Here is a 22,573-nt window from a genome sequence, read left to right as displayed (position 1 = left end):
CCTCTTTTTCTTTCTTTAGCCTTGTGTTCTTGCAACTTCTTTATATTTGTATGCTTCTAAAATATCTCCTTCTTTAACATCTCTAAAACTTTTTAAAAGTATTCCACATTCATATCCTTTTTTAACTTCTTTTACATCATCTTTGAATCGTTTTAGCGTTTCAATTTCATCTTCCTGAATCACTATTCCGTCCCTAACTACTCTTATATTTGAGTCGTTATTTACAAGACCTTCTAGAACATAACAACCTGCAATATTTCCAATACCTGAAACTTTAAATACTTTTCTTACTTCTATTCTTCCAAGACTTTCTTCTTTATACTCCGGATCTAACATACCAGCCATTGCAGATTTAACATCTTCTATAGCCTCATAAATAACTGTATATAATTGAATGTCTATGTTTTCTTTTTCAGCTAGTTTTTTACTATTTGGTTCTGGCCTTACATTAAATCCAATCACGATAGCACCAGAAGCATTTGCAAGCATAATGTCACTTTCTGTTATCGCTCCAACACCACCATGAATCACCTTTAACTGCACTTCTTCCATTTCATCATTTAAGTTCAACAAACTTTTCCTTAGAGCTTCTACTGAACCCCTTACATCACCTTTAATAATAATATTCAGCTCTTTTACTTCACCTTTTTGAATCTGCGAGTAAAGGTCATCCAGTGAAACTTTTTGATTTTTGGCAAGATCTTTCTCTCTTTGTTTTTCCTGTCTTTTCGCAGATATGCTTCTGGCAAGCTTTTCACTTTTAACTGCCTTAAAAATTTCTCCTGCTTGTGGTACATCTGCAAGACCTTGTATTTCTACTGGAGTTGAAGGACCAGCTTCTTTTATTTTTTTGCCTTCATCATCAACCATTGCTCTCACTCTACCATAGGTATTACCACATACAAATGAATCGCCAATTTTTAATGTGCCATCCCTAACCAGAACAGTTCCTACAGGCCCCCTACCTTTATCTAACTCTGCTTCTATTACCGTACCTTCGGCCTTTTTCTCTGGATATGCTGTTAGCTCATTCATTTCAGCAACAAGAACAATCATCTCTAAAAGTTCGTCTAAACCTTCTCCTTTTAAAGCACTTATGGACACACAAATTGTATCTCCTCCCCATTCTTCTGGAACGAGACCATGCTCCATTAAATCCTGTTTGACTTTGTCAGGATTGGAGTTATGTTTATCTATTTTATTAATAGCCACTATCATGGGAACTCCTGCAGCTTTTACGTGGTTTATAGCTTCAACTGTTTGAGGCATTACTCCATCGTCAGCAGCTACAACAATTATAGCAATATCAGTAACTTCAGCTCCCCTTGCCCTCATAGCTGTAAACGCTTCGTGGCCTGGTGTATCAAGAAAAGTTATAGTTTTATTATTATAAATCACTCTATAAGCACCAATATGCTGAGTTATTCCCCCAGCTTCTTTTTCTTGAACATTCGTTTTCCTAATATTGTCTAACACTTTAGTTTTTCCATGATCCACATGCCCCATAACAGTAATAACAGGCGGGCGTTCTGTCGCCTCTCCCACAGGTTCTTCTTCGAGAAGAGCTATATCTTCATCCTCAGCTTCTTCACTACCCTGCTTTATCTCAAAAGAAAAATCTTCTTTCAAAAATTCAAGAGTATCTTCATCAAGATTTTGATTTTTGGTTACCATCATACCTTTATTAATTAGTTTAGTTATAATATCTGAAGAATTGATTTCAAGCTTTTCAGCTAATTCTCCAACTGTAATGGGTATACTAACTTCTACTAGTTCATCTGCATCGTCTTTATCTTCTTTGCCTTCTTTATTATCTCCTGGTTTCTCTTCTGCTGCTTCATTATCATCTTTATCTTGTGTCTTATCTTCAACCTCTACATCATAAAGCTCTTTAACCATTACAGCTTCTTCCTCTTCTAGAGTACTCATATGGTTCTTTACAGATATATCAAGTTCCAATAAAGTATTTACAAGTTCTTTACTATTAACTCCTAGTTCTTTTGCAAGTTGATACACTCTAATTTTTCCCATCTACGCCACCTCCATTTTTGTTGCCCTCCTCAGAAATAGATCTAGTTAATTTAGATGCAAAGTTAGGATCAGTAATACCTATTAGGCCTACCGGCCTTTTGCCCAAATATTCACCAATTATTCTTTTATTTTTCCCTTGTATTATTTTAATACCGTTAGCTTGACAAATTTTTTTGATCTTTTTTAAAGAATTAGCACCTATATCTTCTGCATAAATCACCAAATAACAATTTCCTTCTTTAATACTATCTATAACATTATCCATCCCAATTTCTAGTTTTTTAGCTTTATATATGAGGCCAATCAAATTCATTGTCCTTCACCTATAAGTTCAAAGTAGTTTTTCTTGATTTCTTCCTTAGTTTCATCTTTTATCTCTTTTTTTAATGATTTTTGCAATTTATTTTTTTTAAGTACTTCGTTTAAACAATCTTCGTTTTTACAAATATAAACTCCCCGCCCATTCATTTTACCTGTATCATCTAATTTTACTTCTTCATCAGGAGTTTTTACTATCCTTATCAGTTCTTTTTTAGGATACTTTTCATGACATCCTACACACAAACGAGTTGGAGTTTTTTTCTTCTTTTTGGTCAAAGTAAGTCGCCTCCTTTCGAAGCATTCCTCAACCTAATTAACTATCGGGGTCTTCAATTGAGGAATATTCAGGCGATGCATCATTTGGCACATCTTCTATGTTGCCTGTTTCGGACTGTTCATAAGCTTTAGATTCACTCAAAATATCTATTTTCCAATTAGTTAGCTTTGCAGCAAGCCTGGCATTTTGGCCTTCTTTCCCAATTGCAAGGGAAAGCTGATCATCAGGTACCACAACACGGGCATAGTTATTTTTCTCATCTATGTCAACCTTCATCACTTTAGTGGGGCTTAAAGAATTAGATATCAACTCTTTTGGGTCATCTGACCATTTTACTATATCAATTTTTTCGCCATTTAATTCCTTAACTATAGTTTGAACTCTACTTCCTTTTGGGCCAACACAACTACCTACCGGGTCGACTTCATCCTGCCTGGAATGAACAGCTATTTTTGATCTTTGTCCTGCCTCTCTAGAGACAGATTTGACTTCTACTACACCTTGAAAGATTTCTGGAACTTCTAATTCAAACAGTCTTTTGATAAGGCCCGGATGAGTTCTAGATAACATAACATAGGGCTCTTTAGTAGTTTTTTTAACTTCAACCACATAAGCTTTTATCCGCTCACCCTGATCATATTTATCACTTTCCATTTGTTCTGTAGGCGGTATGACAGCCTCAACTTTACCAAGGTCAACAATAACATTATTTTGTTCGGTTCGCTGTATTATTCCTGTAATAACATCATCCTGCCTGTGTACATATTCTTCAAACACTATCTCTCTCTCGGCTTCTCTAATTCTTTGGATAACCACTTGTTTGGCAGTTTGGGCTGCAATCCTACCAAAGTTTTTCGGAGTAACCTCATGCTCCACTATATCTCCAATTTCATAATCACTTCGAATTTGTTTTGCATCTTCATGGCTAATTTCTTCCTGTTCATTCTTTACTTCTTCAACAACTTCTTTTTGTTCAAGTACTTGAATATCACCTGTTTCTCTTTCCATTACTATTCTGACGTTTTGGGCAGAGTCAAAATTTCTTTTATATGCTGATATAAGTGCTGCTTCAATAGCCTGAAAAAGAACTTCCTTATCTATACCTCTTTCTCTTTCAAGTTCCTCTATAGCTCCTATGAATTCAGGATTCATATTCCACAACCTCCTTCTCTAAAACTCCAAAACGAGATTTGCTTTTGCAATATTTTCCCTTGGAATTGAAATCTCGCCTTTGTCTTCAGTTTGTAATAATATTTCTTTCGCCTCATTTAGACCTAATAGTTCTCCCTTAAACCTTCTTTGATTATCTATTGGTTTATAAGTACTAACCTGTATCTTGCGACCTGTAAATCTTACGAAATCTTTCTCTTTTTTTAACGGGCGTTCCGCACCCGGTGAAGATACCTCTAATATATAACTATGCGGTATTGGGTCTTTTTCATCCAAAATCCAATCAAGTTCTTGACTGACTTTTTGACAATCGTCAAGAGTAATTCCGCCTTGGTGGTCGATATACACTCGTAAATACCACTGCCCGCTTTCTTTAATTAAGTCTATTTCAACTAATTCATAGCCTAAGTTATTTATATGGGGTTCAAGCATTTCCAAAATTGTGTCTGTATTCTTTTTATTACCCATATTCTAATATACCTCCCAACTATCTATAAATTGTTTAAATTCCATATATACGATTAAAGAGTGGGAAAATCCCACTCTTCGCCTTGACCGGGTTAATTAATGATAACTTTATAGCTTACCATAGTAATTTTAACACAACAGCTACCAGGGTGCAATAGAACCAAAAACTCTATACTTTTGTGAATAGATTTTTTGCAGTTAAGATTTAGAACAAGCTGAGCTGATTGTTTTCTGGAAGCTCATCCAAGCAGCCATGTTCTTTCATGACCTCTATAGCTGTCTTAGGAACCTTGCATCTTTTTTTCATATCTTCAATAGACAAAAATTCCATTTTCTCTCTCTTTTCCACCAGCTGCTCGGCAACTGATAAACCAAGTCCTTTTAATGTTACAAGAGGCGGGAGAAGTTTCTTATCATCAGTAAGTTGAAATCTAAAGCTATGTGATTTATATAGGTCTACCGGTGTTGTTTTAACACCTCTAGCAAACATCTCCTTTGCGACCTCTAATACCACTATTTCACTCTTCTCTTTAGGTGTAGCGTTATTTCCTTTAGAATTAATTTCCTCAAGTCTATTATCAACTGCTTCTGGACCTTTAACTATTAAATCTGAGTCAAAATCCTCTGCTTTTACTGTAAAAAACGCTGCATAAAAAGCTTCAGGATAATATACTTTAAAATATGCGATCCTAAAAGACATCATGGTGTAAGCAACGGCATGAGCTTTTGGAAACAAATATTTTATCTTTAAGCAGGAATCAATATACCAATTAGGTACATCTATATCTTTCATGGCCTGCAGGAGATCCTCAGATAACCCTTTAGCTTTTCTAACCTTTTCCATTATATTAAAAGCAGTTCCCGGTTCCATCCCTTTATACATCAAATAAACCATGATATCATCTCTTGTTGATATCACCTCATTTAATTTGGCAATTCCATCAGAAACAAGGTCCTGGGCATTGTTTAACCAAACATCAGTCCCATGACTAAGCCCTGAAATTCTAACAAGCTCAGCAAAACTATCAGGCCTTGTATCCTCTAACATCTGACGTACAAAAGAAGTGCCAAACTCGGGGATACCAAGAGTCCCTACTACACAACCAATATCTTCAGGGCTAACATCGAGTGGGTCCGTTTTCGAAAAAATCTCCATTGTTTTCTGGTCATCTAAAGGTATCTCTAGAGCATTAACTTCTGTCATACTTTCAAGCATATGAATTATAGTAGGAACATCATGGCCTAATACGTCTAGTTTTAATAACTTTTCACCTACTGCCCCGTAATCGAAGTGAGTCGTCATCACTTTGGCATCTTTATTATCCGCAGGATGCTGAACTGGGCAAAACTGGTGAATATCAAGGTTTTGCGGCACAATCATTAATCCTCCAGGATGTTGACCTGTAGTACGCTTAGTTCCTGTACAACCTTCTACAAGTCTATCAATTTCGGCTTGTCTTGGTATTTTATCCTGATCTTGATAAAATCCACGTACAAAACCATAGGCGGTCTTTTTAGCTATTGTGCCAATTGTACCCGCTCTATATACTGAATCTTTACCAAATAGTTCTTCAATATACTCATGAGCTGTTGGTTGATATTCACCAGAAAAATTCAGATCAATATCAGGGACCTTCTCACCATGAAAGCCCATAAATACTGCAAAAGGTATATCGTAACCATCTTTAGATAAATCATCCCCACATTCGGGACATTTTTTATCTGGTAGATCCACACCTGATCCAACGCTACCATCCTGGATAAATTCTGAGTATTTGCACTCGGAACATCTGTAGTGGGGAGGCATTGGATTGACTTCGGTAATCTCGCATAATGTCGCTACTAAAGAAGATCCAACGGACCCTCTTGAACCAACAAGATAACCGTCTTCTAAAGATTTTTTAGTTAATTTGTGACTTATATAATATATTACAGCATACCCTTGATCAATTATACTTTTTAACTCTTCTTCAATCCGCTGTTCAATTATTTCAGGAAGGGGGTCCCCGTACAATTCTTTAGCATGATCATAAGTCATTTCCCTAACCTTTTCTTCTGCCCCTTCAATTTCCGGGGTATAAAGCCCGTCAGGTACAGGTTTGATATCTTCAACCATAGAAGATAATTTATTTGGGTTAGTAATAACTGCTTCGTAAGCATCCTCTTCTCCTAAATACGAAAACTCATCTAACATCTCTGTCGTTGTTTTAAAATACAACGGAGGTTGTGTAATATCCGAAAATCCTTGTCCTGCCATCAAAATCTTTCTATATATCTCATCCCAGGGTTCTAAAAAGTGTACATCACCACTAGCACAATATGGTTTATCCATTTCTTTAGCAAGTTGGACTATTCTTTTATTAAGATCTTGTAATTCTTTTTCTTCTAGTATACCTTCCCTTACCAAAAATTCATTATTTGACAGAGGTTGGATTTCCAAAAAATCGTAAAAATCAGCTATGTCTCTAACTTTGTCATAGTTTTCTTCTAACTTGCCCTTCTTTATATAATCTACCATCGTTCTTATTAGCTCACCAGCTTCACATGCAGAACCAATAATAAGATTTTCTCTTACTTCTTTTAATCTGTTTTTGGGGATTCTAGGTTTTTTGTAGAAAAACTTAATGTGAGAATCTGTAACTAACTTATAAAGCTTTTCTAGGCCTTCTTTGTTTTTTACCAGTATAATACAATGATATGAGGTAGATTTATAATCTTTTTCATCTTCTACTAGATACGCCTCTACTCCATAGATGACCTTAACATTTTTCCCTGAAGCAGCTTCGTAAGCCTCAGGAAAAGATTGAACAACCCCGTGATCTGTTATGGCTATTGCTTTATGCCCCCATTTTTCAGCTCGTTCTATCAATTCAGTAGCACTACATGTACAGTCTAGCGCACTCATTTTTGTATGAGCATGTAATTCTACACGTTTGTTTTCTTCACTGTCTATTCTTATATCTTTTGGTTCTGTTATAACTATATCTTTAGCTTGAAGTGTTAACTCTTGGGTAAACTGATCTGTTATTACATCCCCTTTTACTTTTACCCAAACTCCTTCTTTTAAATCATCTGATAAAGTATCTTTTTCACCCATGAAAAACTTAACCGTTATAGAATCCTTATAATCTGTGATATAGAATATAACTAACTGCCTTTTACTTTTTAGAACTCGAACTTCCATTGAAAAAAGTTTTCCTTCAACTACTAGATTACGGTCCTCTTCAATTACGTTTTCAAGAGGTGTAGCCTCTGTGTTTATTTTTTTACCAAGAATAACTCCATTAGAAGAATGTGAAGTATTACCTTTTTTACTTTGTTCACTTGTTTTTTCTTTTTCTTCCTCTATAACTATTGTTTCATAGTCATATTGACTATCCTCTGTATTCTCTAGGCCTTTATTGGTATTCGTTTCCATGTTTATTTTTAGATTCTTTCTGAAGACAGGATAAAAGTACTCATTAATTAATTTTTGTGCATTCTTTTTGCCAGCTATTTCTTTGTTGACCGGACTCAAAAATATTATCTTCAAAACTCCATCAGAATAATCCCATTCGGTATTTTTTAAACACCCATATAGGGAAGGAAATTTATCTTTAACACAGTTTAAAAAAATATTTTTATTTATTTTAATAATTTCTTTAAGCTCATCTTCTAAAAGTTCTGATTGTAAATTTAATTTTTCTGGTACAAAAATATAATAAACTCCAGTTAGACCTGGAATTTGATTGGTCAAAGTTGTATTATATTTTTGAAGTTCTTTGAATATTTCAGGTGATGCTTCTTCATCTTCTATTTTAGAATCAGATTCTATTTTAGAATCTGATGTTTCCACTACTAAATGTAAAACTCTGGATTTTTCTAACACAACGCATTTTATAATTTTATCTTTAATTTCTGGTGATAAGATCGGGTTTACTTGCAAACTACTTCCCCCTTATTTTTTTACCCCGGTTTTTGTAAAGTATTTCATTATTTCCCAGTACATTTTCATTCTTGCGGCGAGCCCTTTCAAAACCCCCCGTTTTTCCTCCTTCATAACATGGCTCATATTTTCAAGAAATACTTCTTTAACTTTAATTTGATTTTTCTCTATCATTCTATTTAAAGCTATCTCTACTCCAAACCTAGCCATATCAATATCGGATATATTTTCAAGCACCCATCTATTAACTGCTCTTTGACCTGAAAGATTTGGGGCAAATTTTTGTGCTAAGTCAGTTGCAAACCTACCTTTTTCGAATATCCCTACAGTCATATCTGCGTCTCTATGTAGCACAGGCAAAACCAGATTTTCCACATGTTCTCTTGTTAAACCAATTAAATCAGCATCTAAAAATAAAATGACATCAGCAGGATACTTCTCAAGCCCTGCTTTCATAGCTCCCCCTTTGCCCTTGTTTTCTTTTAATTCAACCACACGGGCACCATTTTCTATGGCAACTTCAACAGTTTTGTCTGTTGACCCATCGCTTACCACAACTATATCATCGATCAGCGGAGCCTGATTTAATACACTTACCACCGAACCTACCGTATTTTCCTCATTATAAGCCGGGACAATAGCAATAACTTGCAAGTCTTGGCCACCCCCTGGGGCTATACATATTTTTGCTAAAATAATTTTTTATTGTTTCAATTCTTTAATAAGTTCATTTATTAGATCACCTTTTTGAACTGTTTTTATAACTTCGCCGTTTTTAAAAATCAAAGCTTTATTTTTACCACCAGCCACACCTATATCTGCCTCTCTTGCTTCCCCGGGTCCATTCACACTACATCCCATAACTGCAATTGTTAAATCCTTTTTTATCCCTAACAATTTTTGTTCCACCATTTTTGCCAATTCTTCTACATCTATAGCAGTCCTAGAACAGGTCGGGCATGATATAACATTTATACCTGATTTAAGTCCAAGAGACTGTAAGATATAGATCCCCACTTTTATTTCATCAACAGGAGAGCCAGTTAATGATACTCTTAACGTATCACCTATACCATCTGCTAACAAAGAGCCAATTCCGATAGCGTTTTTTATACTTCCTTTTAGAAAAGTTCCAGCTTCTGTCACTCCAAGATGAAGTGGATTATTAAGTTGTTTTGCAAACTCCCTATAAGCATTTATAGTTGTCAAAACATCTGATGCTTTTAAAGAAACGACTACTTTATCATGTCCAATCTCTTTTATCAAATTTACATTTTTCACTGCACTTTCTACCAAAGCTTCATGGGTAGGTCCACCATACTTTTTTAAAAGCTCTTTTTCTAGAGAACCAGAGTTAATTCCAACTCTTATTGGGGTATCTAAAGATATTGCTTTATTTATAACCTTTTCTAGTTTGTCTATTGTACCTATATTACCAGGATTAATTCGAATTTTGGCGGCACCAACAGAGATAGCCTCTATAGCTAAGGTATAATCAAAGTGTATATCAGCAATCACGGGAATTGGTGATTTTTCTACTATTTGCCCAAAAGATTTAACGTCTTCTTTGACAGGAAGTGCCACCCTAACAATCTCACAACCTACTTCATAAAGCTTGTCAATTTGCTCAAGGGTTTTTTTTGGATCACTTGTAGAGGTATTTGTCATAGACTGGATAGATACAGGGTTGTTGCCACCTATTTTTACACCGCCAACATCTATTTGAAATGTATTATGTTTTCTCATTTTAGTCAAAAACATCCAATCTAAGTAAATCTTGATATGCAATTATTATCATAAGCATAATTAAAATAGCAAAACCTATAAAATGAACAAAGCCTTCTTTGACCGGGTCAACAGGACGCCCACGAACAAATTCTACCAGGATAAATAATAATCTACTCCCATCTAATGCCGGTATAGGTAGTAGGTTTAGTAAACCCAGGTTAATGCTCAAAAATGCTGCAAAAGTAGCAAGATTCACAAGACCCATTTCGGCAACTTCACCTATCATATGAACGATCCCAACCGGGCCAGCAACATCAGGCTCTACTTGTCCTGTGACCATTTCGACTAGACTTACCAAAATCATCCCAGTAAACCAAACAGTCTGTCTGGTACCTTCCGTTAATGCAGTAAATATCCCTGCATCAACCAGATTGGAGATTCCTATCTGACCAGCTCCCGTCTGAGGGTCTTCTTCAGGAACTACATTAACCTCTCTAATATCACCATTTCTTTCTATTGTTAGTTCTATTTCTTGTTCTGGATTTTCATTTATTAACTGAACAATACTTTCCCAGGTCTCAACTTCTTCATTTTTAACTGATACTATCTTGTCTCCAGGTTCTAGGCCTGCTTCTTCTGCCTCACTTCCTGGCAGTACTTCACCAATCTCTGTTTGCACAGGATTTGGAACTCCCATAATAGAATACACAATAAAGAAAAGAAAAACAGCCAGTATAAAATTCATCAATGGACCAGCCGCTATAATCCCTATCCTATTGAGAGGTGAAGCATTTGTAAAACTACCTATCTGTCCAGCCTCATCAGGATCCTCTCCAAGCATCCTACAAAAACCACCAAGGGGAATAATTCTAAGTGAATAGTTAGTTTCATCTCTCTTAAAACCGATTAGCTTAGGCCCAAAACCAAGTGCAAACTCTAATACTTTTACACCACTAAGTTTTGCTACTATAAAATGTCCGAACTCATGAACAAAAATTAAAATCCCAAGTACTATAATTGAATATACAATTGTTGTTAAAGTCATAATTATCACCCTTTAGTTTAAAGTCATCTTACGGGTAGGTTCTTAATCTCTAACATAGCTTTTTCCCTACTCCATTCATCTATTTCATAAAGTTCTTCAATAGATGGTGTTTCGATTAATTCATGTTTATTCATGATCTTTTGAATTATTTCAGGAATATGTAGAAACTTAATCTTATTTTTTAAAAAGTATTCTACAGCAACCTCATTAACAGCATTCATAACACAGGGCATACTTCCTCCACTTGTTCCCGCTTCATAAGCAAGGGACAGGCAGGGAAAGTTTTTTAGATCTGGATCATGAAACTCAAGTTTTTTGTCGACTAAATCCAGGCTAGAAAATGCTTTATTTGTCCTATCTGGATAGGTTAAAGCAAATTGAATCGGCCTTCGCATATCTGCAGTTCCAAGTTCTGCTTTGTATGTACCATCCACGAATTCAACCATAGAGTGCACTATTGACTGAGGATGTATAAGGACTTTAATCTGATCATATGGCAAATCAAATAACCAGTATGCCTCTATAACTTCTAGCCCTTTGTTCATCATAGTAGCTGAGTCAATAGTTATTTTACTTCCCATATCCCAGTTAGGATGTTTAAGAGCATCTCCTGGGGCTACATTTTCTAACTGGCTCTTATTTTTCCCAAAGAAAGGACCACCAGATGCTGTCAAAAATAACCTTTTTACTTTATTTATATTCTCTCCAAGTAAAGACTGAAATATTGCAGAATGTTCACTATCTACAGGGATAATTTTACTACCAGATAGCTCACTAGCTTTTTTTAGTAGACTACCGGCTACAACAAGGGCTTCTTTATTAGCTAGAGCCACATCAATTTTATTTTTAACTGCATTCAGAGTAGGTAGCACCCCACTAAAACCTACTAGAGAAATTAAAAGTAAATCTAGATTTGTAAAACTAGATGCAAGTTCTAGTCCTTCTTCACCTTTTTCAACTCTTAAATTTAAATGAGAAGTATTATGTTCAAGTTTATCAAACAGTTCTTCTTTTCCTACTACTAATAACTCAGGTTTAAACTCCTCTGCTTGTTTAACTAATAAATCAATATTTTGGTTAGTAGCTAATACTCTTACATTGAATTTTTCTTTATTATTACGGATAACATCCAGGGCTTGAACGCCAATTGAACCCGTTGAGCCCAATATACCAATATTTTTCATAACTATCCCCCTGGAAACAAACTTAATATTATTTTATATTTCTATAAGTCTTAATATAACATAAAAAACAGAAGGTGCTAGTAGAAAACTATCAAATCTATCTAATAAACCTCCATGTCCAGGTATTACATTACCTGAATCTTTTATGTTTGCTGTTCTTTTTAAAGTAGATTGCATCAAATCTCCTAATTGAGAAAGAATAGATACAATAATTCCAACCAATAAAGAAAGTACAAAGGATAGCCCCACACTCATACCAATAATTAATGATACTATAACGGCAATTATAAGCCCACCAATACTACCCTCAATAGATTTTTTGGGGCTTACCTCAGGGGCTAGCTTATTTTTCCCAAGTGAAATTCCCGTAAAGTAAGCGCCTGTATCAGTTGCCCAAATAACAAATAAAAGAAATAATACAAAATAAAATCCATTAGGTAAATTTCTTATTGAAATTAAAAATCCAAAGGTCCAAGTGATATAGAAAATACTAAATAAAGTAGTTGAAAACACTAGAAATTTTGACCTGGGAAAATAAGCCAACTTGAATGCAACAGAAATTAGTAAAACCACGGTTATTGCAAGGATAAACAAGTTAAAACTTTGATAGAAAAAAGCCAAATAAATCAAAAATATACCCATATAACCAATAAACTTGTTCGGTTTTGAACTCTCACCATTACCCAAATTACCTATTATACCTTCCAACTCATTAAAACCACCTATAGATATTAGAAGAATTAACAAAAACAACCAGATACCTCCCAGGTAAAAAACAAGCAACAAGAGAGGTATTGTTATAATGGCAGATATAATACGTTTTTTCATCTAAATTGCCTCCTAAGACTTTACTTAACTTTTCCAAAACGTCTATCCCTGTTTTGGTAATCATAAATTGCTTCAAGCAAGTGTTCCCCTTTAAAGTCAGGCCAATATACAGGTGAAAACCACAGTTCACTATAAGCCATCTGCCAAAGCAAAAAATTACTTATTCTTTTTTCACCGCTAGATCTAATTATCAGAGAAGGATCAGGTAAGTCTTTTGTATACAAATATTCATTAAATATATTTTCATCTATATTATTAGAGTCAAGCTCTTTATTTTCAACTTTGTCAGCTATTCTTTTAACAGCGTTTATTATTTCTGCCCTACCACCGTAATTTAAGGCAAAATTTAAAATCAGCTTATTATTATTGTAAGTTTCTTTTATACCTTTTTTAACAGCATTTAAAGTTTTTTCAGGAATATCTTCCTCGCAGCCTATCTTGTTTATTTTCACACCTTGTTTTTTAAGATTATCCAATTCCTTGTTCAAATATTCTAAGGGTAAATTCATTAAAAAGTTCACTTCTTTTCTTGGTCTTTTCCAGTTTTCTGTAGAAAAGGCAAAAAGTGTTATCACTTTAATGTTAAGTTCTAATGAAGTTTCTATAACTTCACGAATAGACTCAACCCCAGCGCGGTGCCCTGCTATCCGGGGTAAACCTTTTTTTCTGGCCCACCTTCCATTACCATCCATAATTATTGCAATATGTTCGGGGACTTTGTCTAAATCTATTTTTGCCATAATTTTATCTTTTTCACCAGCCATTGCCCCACCTCTAAAGATTAGAATAGCCCCCCAAAAAAGGGGGCCTGATTAATTCTTATTCTTCAATAATAGCCTCAGCCGGGCACTCATCTACACATGACCCACATTCTGAGCAATCGTCAGTGATCTCAAAAATTTCGTCACCTTCTTTTATTGCCTCTTCAGGACAAACATCAATGCATGAACCACAAGCTAAACATTCTTCTGTGATCTTATAAGCCACGAAACTCCACCCCCTTTACACTTATTTTCTCACTATAGTTAATATGATTTGATTATCTACTTCTTCAACTTTCACAACTCGATAATTTACTGTATCTAAATCACCACTAACATCACTAGAAAACAAATCATTTTTATTAGTCCTAGTTTCAATATATGAAACGTCCATTGATTTATTTTTGATTAATTCTAGCGCTTTATCTAAAGGTAAGCCTAGTATATCGAGTTCTTCTAACTTTTCCTCTGACTTATTTATCATTTAAATTGATGTTATCTCCTCATTTTTTGCCTTTAATACTTCATCGACAGTACTTATATGTTCATCAGTTAGTTTTTGTATTTTATCTTGTTCCCTTTTTGATTCATCCTCAGATATTTCTTTTCCTTTTTCTTTTTCTTTTAGAGCATCATTTGCATCTCTTCTAATATTTCTAATTGCCACTTTACATTCTTCTCCTTTTTGCTTAACCAATTTAACTAGTTCTTCTCTTCTTTCTTCAGTAAGTTCAGGTATAGTCAATCTAACTACAGATCCATCATTATTAGGGTTTAAACCAAGGTCGCTCTGTTGTATAGCTTTTTCAATATTCTGTATTGCGTTTTTGTCATAGGGTTGTATTAGAATCATTCTAGGTTCGGGCGCAGATATATTAGCCAGTTGATTCAGTGGAGTTTTCGTTCCATAATAATCCACAGTAAGACCATCAAGCAAAGAAGGATTAGCCCTTCCAGCCCTTAAAGAGTTAAGGTCGTTTTTCAAGGATTCTACAGCCTTTTCCATTTTTGACTTTGCATCATTATAAATCTCCTTCACCGAATCCCTCCTATTTTATTAGCGTTCCAATTTTTTCTCCTAACACGGCTTTTTTAATGTTTCCTTCTTTAGATAAGCCGAAAACAATGATAGGGATGGAGTTATCTTTACACAAACTGGCGGCTGTGGAGTCCATTACGCCTAAATCTTTATTCAAAATATCCATGTACTTGAGTTCTGAGTAGTACATTGCATTCTGGTTAACGAGGGGGTCGCTATCATATACTGCATCTACTTTGCCTTTAGCTAATAGTATAACTGATGCCTCAATTTCTGCAGCCCTCAAAGCAGCAGTTGTGTCAGTAGAAAAGAAAGGGTTGCCCGTTCCGCCAGCAAAAATAACGACCCGGCCTTTTTCTAAATGTCGGATAGCTCTTCTTCTTATATATGGTTCTGCAACTTGTCTCATTTCGATAGCAGTTTGGACCCTAGTATCAACGTCCAATCTTTCAAGCATGTCTTGTAGAGCCAAAGCGTTGATCATTGTTGCTAGCATACCCATATAATCAGCAGAAGCTCTATCCATCCCTTCTTTGCCTGCAGCTGCTCCTCTCCATATGTTTCCTCCGCCTGTAACAACGCTAACCTCTGTTCCTATATCCGTTATTTCTTTGATTTGTGTAGCTATAGTATCCAGGGTTTCCATATCTATTCCATAACCTTCTCCCCCTGCTAAAGCTTCACCGCTCAGTTTAAGAACAACCCTTTTATACTTTGGTCCGTTTTGTTCCATGGCAACTACCTCCACTTGTTAGCTTGTTTCTTCCCCAATTTCAAATCTAATAAAGCGATTTATTACTATTTTTTCTCCGATTTTTGCAATCTTTTCTTTTAAAAGCTCTTCAACCGTATTATCTGGATCTTTAACAAAAGGTTGTTCCAAAAGACATAGCTCTTCTAGACGTTTTTTATAACGTCCTTCTACCATTTTTTCCACAACGTGATCCGGTTTCCCTTCTTTTTTTGCTTGATCTTTTAAAAATTCTTTTTCTTCTTTTTCAACATCTTCTGGTATTTCATCGGACGAAATATAAGTAGGATTACTTGCAGCAATATGCATCGCTATATCATGACAAAACTCTTTAAATTCATCGTTTTTAGCAACGAAATCTGTTTCACAGTTAACTTCAACAATAACTCCTATTTTACCACCCAAATGTATGTATGACTCAATTCTACCTTCTTTCGCAGTGCGTCCAGCTTTTTTTTCTGCATCAGCTAGTCCTTTTTCTCGCAAATATTTCATCGCAGCATCGAGGTCTCCATTGGAATCCTGCAGTGCTTTCTTACAATCCATCATTCCTACTCCAGTTTTCTCTCTCAATTCTTTTACTTTGCTTGCACTAATCATATTCAGTTATCCCTCCTAATATATTTTCTTTTACAAACAAAAGGGGAGAATAGCTCTTATAAGCTACCCTCACCCATTAAGCTTATCTTTATTCAGCTTCAGTTTGCTTGACAGAATCATTTTCATCTGAAGCAACCTGTTCTGCTTCTTCTTTCTTTTCATTATCAGAAGAAGCTTCATTTATCGCCTCTGCTTCATTTTCATCAGCATCTTCTTCAGCTTCAAAATCAGGCTCAGACAACTGTACTCCCTGCTGTCCTTCTAATACAGCATCAGCCATCTTTTCACATATTAATTTTACTGCTCTAATAGCATCATCATTACCTGGAATTACATAGTCAATTTCATCAGGGTCACAGTTTGTGTCAACTATAGCTACAATAGGGATGCCAAGTTTTTTAGCTTCTGCGACAGCTATTCTTTCTTTTCTTGGGTCAACAATAAACAAAGCCTCTGGTAAATCAACCATATCCCTTATTCCGCCCAAAAATTTCTGTAATTTCGCATGCTCAAGCTTTAATTTTTGAACTTCTTTTTTAGGCAATACATCAAACGTTCCATCTTCTTCCATTTTCTCCAATTCAAATAAGCGCTTAATCCTTTGGTTAATTGTTTTAAAATTGGTTAGCATACCACCTAGCCAGCGCTGATTAACATAAAACATGCCACAACGCTCGGCCTGCTTTTCTACTGCTTCCTGGGCCTGTTTTTTAGTACCAACAAAAAGGATCTTTCCTCCTCTTTCTGATACATCCCTAACAAATTCATAGGCTCCTTCTAAAAGCTTAACTGTTTTTTGCAGATCTACAATGTAGATCCCATTTCTTTCTGTGAAAATGTACCTATCCATTTTGGGATTCCAGCGTCTGGTTTGGTGCCCAAAATGCACTCCAGCTTCTAACAATTGCTTCATACTAACTACACTCAAAAAAATACACCTCCTAGGTTTTTTTCCTCCGTTTCCGTCATCTTTTATTAGCACTTTTTTGAGCAAAAAGCACCTCTAATAAAATCGGGAAACGTGCGTGTTTTTGACACTCTTAGGTAGTATAACATAATAAATTTCCCTTTGGCAATTATTTTTGACAAATAGAACTAAAAAAACCCTTATGAAATAAAGGGCTTAATATTACAAATTATTATCATGTTATTAATTTGTAATAGTAGAAAGTAAAGTGTCATTATCTATATCAGTTGATACTTCATAACTTCCATATACAATTCTACGAGTCAGCCTTTTGTCTTCTAACTTGCTAGAAAACTCCTCTTTATCTTCTATTAAATCTTTTTCTAGTAAAAGTTCAACTACTTCAGAAGCTCTCGAACCTTCAGGAATCTCAAATGATATTTCTTCGTTGTTATAATCACTAGCATTCCCATTACTACTGTCTTCACTATCATTGTTATTTTCAATTTCAAGATTATCTAAACTGTATGCGTCATCTTCTAAAATATTATGGCTTTCGTTACCATTTGATAACCATCTTAAAGATTCGTATTTTTCATCTGTATAATAATCAGCTGTATCTTCTCCATGATCTAGTACAAAAAACATAGCCGATGCTAAAATCAAGCCGATCCCAATACCTAAAACAACTTTAGCATCCCATTTCATTGTTATTAGACTCCTCATCTTTGTTAATTAAGTTCAATATTAACTGTACTTCTCCCTTATCTTTACCAGTTTGTTTGGCAATTTCAGTAATACTAAACCCTTTTTTATAAAGTTCTTTAATCTCAGGATATTTTCTTTGATAAGAAGGAAACGGAAGAACATTGTCTTCATTACTATAATCATTAGAAACTTTGGCTTCATCTTGGTTAACTGTTTCATCACCTTCATTAATAGTTTTACCGTCAACTTCAATAGACTTATCCGTATTATTATTATTATAGGCTTTATTAGCTTTACTTTTATTGTTTAAAGTAGCATCAAAAACATCGGTTTTCGTATAAATTATAGGCTTTTTTTCTAACTCATAATTTAACTCTTCTATTTTTCTATCAGCTTGTTCTAACAAAGTTTCTAATTTTTCTTCTCTTTCGCTGAATTTTTCCATGATATTTTCTGTATTTTCATGTAGTTCTTCGATAACTTCTGAAACTAACAGTTTGTTTTTCTTATTGGTATCTTCTTCTGAATTTGATTGTTTTTTTTCTTTTCCCACTTTTATCAAAGCATATATTATAAGTAAAATACCTATAACAAGTGTTGTCCAATATAAAAACATACTTCAGCCCCCATTTCAAATTTTTATTGTATAATTGATCAAATTATAATTGTAGGTCTAAGTATCTACCTTTGCCATCTTTGCTGTTTTTTTGTGCTCTATTTTCATTTTTCTTTTCAGCTATTTCTTCATCTTTATCATCAGTTTTGACCGAATCTTCAGAGGATGAAGGTGTATTATTTACCGTTTTTTGTTTTTCTTCAGTCAACCTTCTCAAAAATTCTTGGTGCATCTGCATCTGCAGCGATGGGTGCATCTGTTCATAGGAGGCTACCCTTGATATTTCGGTGGATTGATTATATAACATCTGGAGCTCAATGGGATTAAGTGTCATAAAACCAACTCCCAAAAGTTAATGAACTACTCTGCCCTTATTTCCCCCTCATCATTTAGATAAAAAGTAACTTTTTTTCTTGTGTCATCATTATTTCTAACCACATTACTGATCACTATTTTAACACCAGGATATGCAGTATCTTGAACTTTTACTTTACCATCAGTATTTTCTTCCAATTCCCTTTCTAGTTCTTCTTTTTCATTCTCTATCTCTTCAATTTTTTCTGTTAAATGCTTCTCTGTTCTTTGTAATCTCAATAGCATACTTTCCTTATCAGGCGGAAGTTTTCCTTGAGTTTGTTCAAGTTTTTCTAATATGTTTACAGCTTTTTTAGTCTTATCTAGATTTTCATTTGCTTTACTGTATTCATCCCTCAAGTAATCTATCTTTTCCCTGAGATCAGGGTTTAAACCCACTTCAATCGTTGTAGCTGTAGCAAGATTTGAACCTACGATTTTAGCATGGACCTCTTCACTGGCTACAATTCTTCCACCTACCAAAAGACCTCTTTTCCCTTGAGTTACATAAACATTTTTACCTTTAACATTACTATGCATAATAGCCTCTGATACAGTTACGTCGCCATCAGCTATAACATTAGCATTTTCAATAAACTTACATACTATTTGACCTTTACTTTTTATTACTCCTTTACTTTTACCCTGGATTCCGCCTCTTACATAAATGTTTCCTTTCGCTTCAATAAAACAATTATCCGCACTCTTTCCTATCTCCACATCTCCTTCAGCTTTGATACTTAAGTTACTTTTTACAGCTCCTTTTACTACTACATTTCCAACGAAATCTATATTTCCTACTGAAAGGTCAAGATCACCACTTACTTCATATACCGGAAATACATGGATTGTACCATCATTATTTAAAACCACCTGGCCGTCTATTTCAGCCTTTAAAACATCATTTTCTTCATCAAGAATTGTATTTTTTCCTTTTTTCAAAAGTTTGTCTTTAGGTGGTTGAGGAGGTACTTCTTCCCCATAAACATCAGTTCCCGGAACTCCTTCCTCTGGCGGTATTCTAGTTGCTAAAAGATCGCCTTCACTGACGTTTGTTACATTTTCCACATTATAGTAGTCAACAGTTCCATCTTCTTTTAATACGGGTTTTGCTTCTTTTTTTTCAAAATGAACATTTATTTCTGCGTCTTTTCCTTTTTCTGGCTCTGTTCCTTCGGCAATTACTATATAATCTCCTTTAGTCCCTTTATCTATAGCTTCCTTTATTGCTTCATTATTTATTCCGTGTATAATACCCCGTTCTTTAAGGTAATCAGTTAACTCCTGAAAAGTAACTTTTTTACCTTTACCTTGAGGTAATTCAACTCTCAATATGGCTTTCATGTTTTTTTCTTCCACTCTTACTTCAAAGCTTCCATCTATTCTGATTTCTTCCACAAAATCTGTTATGTTAATTTTCTCACCATTAGATTTTCTTACAGTCTCAACTAAGGGTTCTTCTTGTTTGATTTCATAACCATAATTTTCAAGATATTTTTTTACATCCATCCATTTTACTTTTTTGCCTTCGTTTTCAGGTGGATGAACAGTAAGAAAAACCTTGTCATCTTGAGTTTCTTCAATATTAAAGTATCCATCAATACCTTTGTCTAATGCTTTTACTTCTTGCTCTGAAAGATTATCCAGACTAGCTTCTTGTGAATCTGAGGAGCTCTCTTCTTTTTCCTGTTCTGCTGTTTCTGAGTTTTTTATTGATATCACTTCCACTACGGCAGGCTTTTTTTTCTTTATTATTAACCCTCCGGATTTTCCACCTTTGTCTAACACTTTGTATTCAAGATCCTCAATATTATCTATTCCTAAATTCTTCTTTGCATTTTCTAAAGCCTCTTTAACGGTTTTTCCTTGATATTTCCTGGGTAGACTTTTGGTAGTCATAATATTTCCTCCTCCTACCAGCAGTGGTGCTAAAATTCTTAACTCAATCTATTTTTTCTCCAGGCAAGTTTTCCCCTAAGCCTGTATATAGCTTTACTATGTAACTGGCTCACCCGTGATTCAGAGATCTCCATTACTTCTGCAATCTCCTTAATTGTCAAATCTTCATAATAATATAAGGAAAGAATCAATTGTTCTCTTTCTGGCAAGTCTTCTATTAAATCCTTTAATAATTTACTATCTATTTGTTTTTCAAAAGCTTCTTCTGGAGATGGCTGTTTGTCGTCTGCTAGCCTATCTTTAAATGTCTCACTATCCTCATCTTCAAAGGAAATCAATTTATCCAAATACAAAGGAGTTAAGTAAGAGGCTTTTTGCCAAAACTTTTGTAATTCTCCAACTGTAATCCCTATATAAGAGGCTAGTTCTTTTTCGGTGGGAGGCCTGCCAAAATCTTTTTCTAATTTAAAACTAGCTTCACTGTAATTTATAGCTTTTTCCCTAAAATATCTTGGTGCAAAATCAAACTTTCTGATACCATCAATTATAGAACCTTTAATCCTCAACCTGGCATAACTCTCAAATGAAATTTCTTTTTTAAAATCATACTTATTAAATGAATCTAATAGTCCCATTAAACCAAATGAAATAAGATCTTCTTTTGTAATGTTTAAATATGTAGTTAGATGATTACTATATATTTTTTTAACTTGATGTTCTACTAAAGAAATGTTTTTTTCCAATAAATCCTCTAATATTTTAGAATCATGATTTTTTTGGTATGTCTTTAGTAAATCATAAAAACTCCAATCGGGCAATGGGCTCACTCTCCTAAACTTCTTGCACGCCTTCTTTAACTGTCTTAATCATTAGTTTCCCGGTCTCACAATATAGTTCTATGGTCCTACCATAACTCCCCCCAGTATCATCTGCCAGTATTTTTATTTTATGGGCACCCAATATATCCCTACATGCTTTAGCATTTCTTTCACCAATTTTAAGAAGCTTACTTTCCTCTCCAGAAAACGAGAACATCTGTGCTCCGCCTGCAATCTTAGCAACTAGCTTACTTTTATTACAACCCTTTTCTTCCATTTTACTAATAAGTTCTGGTATCCCTGTATCTGCGTATTTTGCTTTTTTGTACCCACTTTTGTTTTTCGGGCTTTCAGGGAGCATTACATGAACCATACCCCCAATTTTTGTAGACTCGTCATACAGTGTTACCCCCACACATGATCCAAGACCGGCTGTTCTAAGTACATCAGATCCAGAGGCCACATTTAGATCTGCTATACCTATTTTAATTACTGCCATCGTCTATACCCAACGACTTTAATATTTTTGAAAATGAATTGTCTTCAGGTATTAAAAAGAAATGGCCTCTTATTTTGTTTTTATCGTAACTAAACTCGGTACCTATCATTAAGACATGTTCACTTACATCGCCTACTTGTAATAATATAACTTCCAAAATTGCTCCTGCCATATCTATTGCTAATGCTGGCACAGTGGGGGCCATACCAAGTCTTGTAAAGTCTGATAAAGCAGAAATATAAGAACTTGCTAATATATTACCTGTTTCCATTAAAGCAGACTGCTCCATATCTTCAATGTTCTTATCGCTTACATCATCAGGTATTTCACCAGTCATTAATATACTTACTAATTTGATAGCATCCTCTTTTTCTAGTAGCAACATCAATGAACCAGGGGCTTCTCCTTCTACTTGTAGATAAATCCCTACTACCAGCTCTTCCGGACCTCCGACCACATATGGAACCTCATCAAAAGGCAAAATATTGACCTCGGGTACACTCATTTCAATAGAACGTGAAAGAAGATTAGAAAGAGCGGTAGTGGCATTACCGGCACCTATATTCCCAATCTCTTTTAATGCATCTAAATGAAATTCTTCATATGGCTGCTGTTCTGTCATAACCACTACACCTCTTTACGAT

25 protein-coding genes are annotated in these 22,573 nt (G+C 34.8%); all 25 read right to left on the bottom strand.

Annotation, left to right across the window (positions count from 1 at the left end; genetic code table 11):
• Nucleotides 1-15: 15 nt before the first annotated feature.
• The 25 genes from infB to ACONDI_RS04730 all read right to left on the bottom strand — a co-directional run bounded on the left by infB (nt 16) and on the right by ACONDI_RS04730 (nt 22,551).
• Nucleotides 16-2,031, bottom strand: coding sequence for a translation initiation factor IF-2 (gene infB / locus ACONDI_RS04850; RefSeq protein WP_241080355.1), 2,016 nt, complete (start codon nt 2,029-2,031; stop codon nt 16-18).
• Entirely contained in the window at nt 2,018-2,344 is a 327-nt protein-coding gene (locus ACONDI_RS04845; protein ID WP_241080354.1) for a L7Ae/L30e/S12e/Gadd45 family ribosomal protein, read from the bottom strand. The genes infB and ACONDI_RS04845 overlap by 14 nt, the downstream gene beginning before the upstream one ends.
• Nucleotides 2,341-2,628 (bottom strand): RNase P modulator RnpM, encoded by a 288-nt coding sequence (rnpM, locus tag ACONDI_RS04840; protein WP_241080353.1) that lies wholly within the window; start codon nt 2,626-2,628, stop codon nt 2,341-2,343. The genes ACONDI_RS04845 and rnpM overlap by 4 nt, the downstream gene beginning before the upstream one ends.
• A gap of 37 nt (nt 2,629-2,665) precedes the next feature.
• Nucleotides 2,666-3,781 carry a transcription termination factor NusA gene (gene nusA / locus ACONDI_RS04835; protein ID WP_241080352.1) on the bottom strand — a complete coding sequence of 372 codons (1,116 nt, stop codon included), beginning with the start codon at nt 3,779-3,781 and terminating at the stop codon, nt 2,666-2,668.
• An 18-nt stretch (nt 3,782-3,799) separates the two neighbouring features.
• Nucleotides 3,800-4,267 (bottom strand): ribosome maturation factor RimP, encoded by a 468-nt coding sequence (gene rimP / locus ACONDI_RS04830; RefSeq protein ID WP_241080351.1) that lies wholly within the window; start codon nt 4,265-4,267, stop codon nt 3,800-3,802.
• Between the two features lie 205 nt (nt 4,268-4,472).
• Nucleotides 4,473-8,192, bottom strand: coding sequence for a PolC-type DNA polymerase III (locus ACONDI_RS04825; RefSeq protein ID WP_241080350.1), 3,720 nt, complete (start codon nt 8,190-8,192; stop codon nt 4,473-4,475).
• Nucleotides 8,193-8,204: 12 nt separating this feature from the next.
• A complete protein-coding gene (locus ACONDI_RS04820; protein ID WP_277397812.1) occupies nt 8,205-8,846 on the bottom strand; it encodes a glycosyltransferase family 2 protein in 642 nt (213 codons plus the stop codon).
• Between the two features lie 48 nt (nt 8,847-8,894).
• On the bottom strand, nt 8,895-9,938 hold the full coding sequence (ispG, locus tag ACONDI_RS04815) for a flavodoxin-dependent (E)-4-hydroxy-3-methylbut-2-enyl-diphosphate synthase (RefSeq protein WP_241080349.1): 1,044 nt from the start codon (nt 9,936-9,938) through the stop codon (nt 8,895-8,897).
• Nucleotide 9,939: 1 nt separating this feature from the next.
• Nucleotides 9,940-10,965, bottom strand: coding sequence for an RIP metalloprotease RseP (gene rseP, locus ACONDI_RS04810; RefSeq protein ID WP_241080348.1), 1,026 nt, complete (start codon nt 10,963-10,965; stop codon nt 9,940-9,942).
• Nucleotides 10,966-10,988: 23 nt separating this feature from the next.
• The gene (locus tag ACONDI_RS04805; protein ID WP_241080347.1) at nt 10,989-12,149 is read right to left on the bottom strand and encodes a 1-deoxy-D-xylulose-5-phosphate reductoisomerase; all 1,161 of its coding nucleotides are present in this window, start codon (nt 12,147-12,149) and stop codon (nt 10,989-10,991) included.
• 33 nt (nt 12,150-12,182) lie between these two features.
• Complete coding sequence (locus tag ACONDI_RS04800) at nt 12,183-12,977, bottom strand: phosphatidate cytidylyltransferase (protein ID WP_241080346.1); 795 nt, start codon at nt 12,975-12,977, stop codon at nt 12,183-12,185.
• Between the two features lie 20 nt (nt 12,978-12,997).
• Entirely contained in the window at nt 12,998-13,741 is a 744-nt protein-coding gene (locus ACONDI_RS04795; RefSeq protein WP_241080345.1) for an isoprenyl transferase, read from the bottom strand.
• A gap of 55 nt (nt 13,742-13,796) precedes the next feature.
• Complete coding sequence (locus ACONDI_RS04790; protein ID WP_241080344.1) at nt 13,797-13,964, bottom strand: DUF362 domain-containing protein; 168 nt, start codon at nt 13,962-13,964, stop codon at nt 13,797-13,799.
• A gap of 21 nt (nt 13,965-13,985) precedes the next feature.
• The gene (locus ACONDI_RS04785) at nt 13,986-14,222 is read right to left on the bottom strand and encodes a hypothetical protein (protein WP_241080343.1); all 237 of its coding nucleotides are present in this window, start codon (nt 14,220-14,222) and stop codon (nt 13,986-13,988) included.
• The gene (frr, locus tag ACONDI_RS04780) at nt 14,223-14,744 is read right to left on the bottom strand and encodes a ribosome recycling factor (protein ID WP_338086481.1); all 522 of its coding nucleotides are present in this window, start codon (nt 14,742-14,744) and stop codon (nt 14,223-14,225) included.
• A 43-nt stretch (nt 14,745-14,787) separates the two neighbouring features.
• A complete protein-coding gene (pyrH, locus tag ACONDI_RS04775) occupies nt 14,788-15,510 on the bottom strand; it encodes a UMP kinase (RefSeq protein ID WP_241080341.1) in 723 nt (240 codons plus the stop codon).
• Between the two features lie 18 nt (nt 15,511-15,528).
• Nucleotides 15,529-16,128, bottom strand: a complete 600-nt coding sequence (tsf, locus tag ACONDI_RS04770) for a translation elongation factor Ts (RefSeq protein ID WP_241080340.1) — start codon at nt 16,126-16,128, stop codon at nt 15,529-15,531.
• Nucleotides 16,129-16,216: 88 nt separating this feature from the next.
• Nucleotides 16,217-17,056 (bottom strand): 30S ribosomal protein S2, encoded by an 840-nt coding sequence (rpsB, locus tag ACONDI_RS04765; protein WP_338086467.1) that lies wholly within the window; start codon nt 17,054-17,056, stop codon nt 16,217-16,219.
• Nucleotides 17,057-17,278: 222 nt separating this feature from the next.
• The gene (locus ACONDI_RS04760) at nt 17,279-17,743 is read right to left on the bottom strand and encodes an MltG/YceG/YrrL family protein (RefSeq protein ID WP_241080339.1); all 465 of its coding nucleotides are present in this window, start codon (nt 17,741-17,743) and stop codon (nt 17,279-17,281) included.
• On the bottom strand, nt 17,727-18,359 hold the full coding sequence (locus ACONDI_RS04755; RefSeq protein WP_241080338.1) for a DUF6115 domain-containing protein: 633 nt from the start codon (nt 18,357-18,359) through the stop codon (nt 17,727-17,729). The genes ACONDI_RS04760 and ACONDI_RS04755 overlap by 17 nt, the downstream gene beginning before the upstream one ends.
• Before the next feature lie 43 nt (nt 18,360-18,402).
• The gene (locus ACONDI_RS04750) at nt 18,403-18,693 is read right to left on the bottom strand and encodes a hypothetical protein (RefSeq protein WP_241080337.1); all 291 of its coding nucleotides are present in this window, start codon (nt 18,691-18,693) and stop codon (nt 18,403-18,405) included.
• A 26-nt stretch (nt 18,694-18,719) separates the two neighbouring features.
• Nucleotides 18,720-20,612 (bottom strand): FapA family protein, encoded by a 1,893-nt coding sequence (locus ACONDI_RS04745; RefSeq protein ID WP_241080336.1) that lies wholly within the window; start codon nt 20,610-20,612, stop codon nt 18,720-18,722.
• Nucleotides 20,613-20,650: 38 nt separating this feature from the next.
• On the bottom strand, nt 20,651-21,430 hold the full coding sequence (locus ACONDI_RS04740; RefSeq protein WP_241080335.1) for a sigma-70 family RNA polymerase sigma factor: 780 nt from the start codon (nt 21,428-21,430) through the stop codon (nt 20,651-20,653).
• A 13-nt stretch (nt 21,431-21,443) separates the two neighbouring features.
• Nucleotides 21,444-21,929 carry a chemotaxis protein CheD gene (locus ACONDI_RS04735; protein WP_241080334.1) on the bottom strand — a complete coding sequence of 162 codons (486 nt, stop codon included), beginning with the start codon at nt 21,927-21,929 and terminating at the stop codon, nt 21,444-21,446.
• Nucleotides 21,916-22,551 carry a chemotaxis protein CheC gene (locus ACONDI_RS04730; RefSeq protein ID WP_241080333.1) on the bottom strand — a complete coding sequence of 212 codons (636 nt, stop codon included), beginning with the start codon at nt 22,549-22,551 and terminating at the stop codon, nt 21,916-21,918. The genes ACONDI_RS04735 and ACONDI_RS04730 overlap by 14 nt, the downstream gene beginning before the upstream one ends.
• Between the last annotated feature and the right edge of the window lie 22 nt (nt 22,552-22,573).

This window comes from Natranaerofaba carboxydovora (assembly GCF_022539405.1).
Classification (GTDB): Bacteria; Bacillota; Natranaerobiia; order Natranaerobiales; family Natranaerofabaceae; genus Natranaerofaba; species Natranaerofaba carboxydovora.
This window is presented reverse-complemented; position numbering and strand designations above follow the sequence as displayed.

Excerpts from the sequence above, each read along its gene's own strand:
- ACONDI_RS04735 (WP_241080334.1), bottom strand. The coding sequence starts at position 21,929 with ATGGCAGTAATTAAAATAGGTATAGCAGATCTAAATGTGGCCTCTGGA.
- ispG (WP_241080349.1), bottom strand. The coding sequence starts at position 9,938 with ATGAGAAAACATAATACATTTCAAATAGATGTTGGCGGTGTAAAAATA.
- infB (WP_241080355.1), bottom strand. The coding sequence starts at position 2,031 with ATGGGAAAAATTAGAGTGTATCAACTTGCAAAAGAACTAGGAGTTAAT.
- ACONDI_RS04795 (WP_241080345.1), bottom strand. The coding sequence starts at position 13,741 with ATGGCTGGTGAAAAAGATAAAATTATGGCAAAAATAGATTTAGACAAA.
- ACONDI_RS04750 (WP_241080337.1), bottom strand. The coding sequence starts at position 18,693 with ATGACACTTAATCCCATTGAGCTCCAGATGTTATATAATCAATCCACC.
- ACONDI_RS04800 (WP_241080346.1), bottom strand. The coding sequence starts at position 12,977 with ATGAAAAAACGTATTATATCTGCCATTATAACAATACCTCTCTTGTTG.
- nusA (WP_241080352.1), bottom strand. The coding sequence starts at position 3,781 with ATGAATCCTGAATTCATAGGAGCTATAGAGGAACTTGAAAGAGAAAGA.
- ACONDI_RS04805 (WP_241080347.1), bottom strand. The coding sequence starts at position 12,149 with ATGAAAAATATTGGTATATTGGGCTCAACGGGTTCAATTGGCGTTCAA.
- ACONDI_RS04785 (WP_241080343.1), bottom strand. The coding sequence starts at position 14,222 with ATGATAAATAAGTCAGAGGAAAAGTTAGAAGAACTCGATATACTAGGC.
- ACONDI_RS04755 (WP_241080338.1), bottom strand. The coding sequence starts at position 18,359 with ATGTTTTTATATTGGACAACACTTGTTATAGGTATTTTACTTATAATA.
- rseP (WP_241080348.1), bottom strand. The coding sequence starts at position 10,965 with ATGACTTTAACAACAATTGTATATTCAATTATAGTACTTGGGATTTTA.
- rimP (WP_241080351.1), bottom strand. The coding sequence starts at position 4,267 with ATGGGTAATAAAAAGAATACAGACACAATTTTGGAAATGCTTGAACCC.
- ACONDI_RS04745 (WP_241080336.1), bottom strand. The coding sequence starts at position 20,612 with ATGACTACCAAAAGTCTACCCAGGAAATATCAAGGAAAAACCGTTAAA.
- frr (WP_338086481.1), bottom strand. The coding sequence starts at position 14,744 with ATGGAAAAGGCTGTAGAATCCTTGAAAAACGACCTTAACTCTTTAAGG.
- ACONDI_RS04730 (WP_241080333.1), bottom strand. The coding sequence starts at position 22,551 with ATGACAGAACAGCAGCCATATGAAGAATTTCATTTAGATGCATTAAAA.
- ACONDI_RS04760 (WP_241080339.1), bottom strand. The coding sequence starts at position 17,743 with ATGAAATGGGATGCTAAAGTTGTTTTAGGTATTGGGATCGGCTTGATT.
- pyrH (WP_241080341.1), bottom strand. The coding sequence starts at position 15,510 with ATGGAACAAAACGGACCAAAGTATAAAAGGGTTGTTCTTAAACTGAGC.
- ACONDI_RS04845 (WP_241080354.1), bottom strand. The coding sequence starts at position 2,344 with ATGAATTTGATTGGCCTCATATATAAAGCTAAAAAACTAGAAATTGGG.
- tsf (WP_241080340.1), bottom strand. The coding sequence starts at position 16,128 with ATGATTAGTGCAAGCAAAGTAAAAGAATTGAGAGAGAAAACTGGAGTA.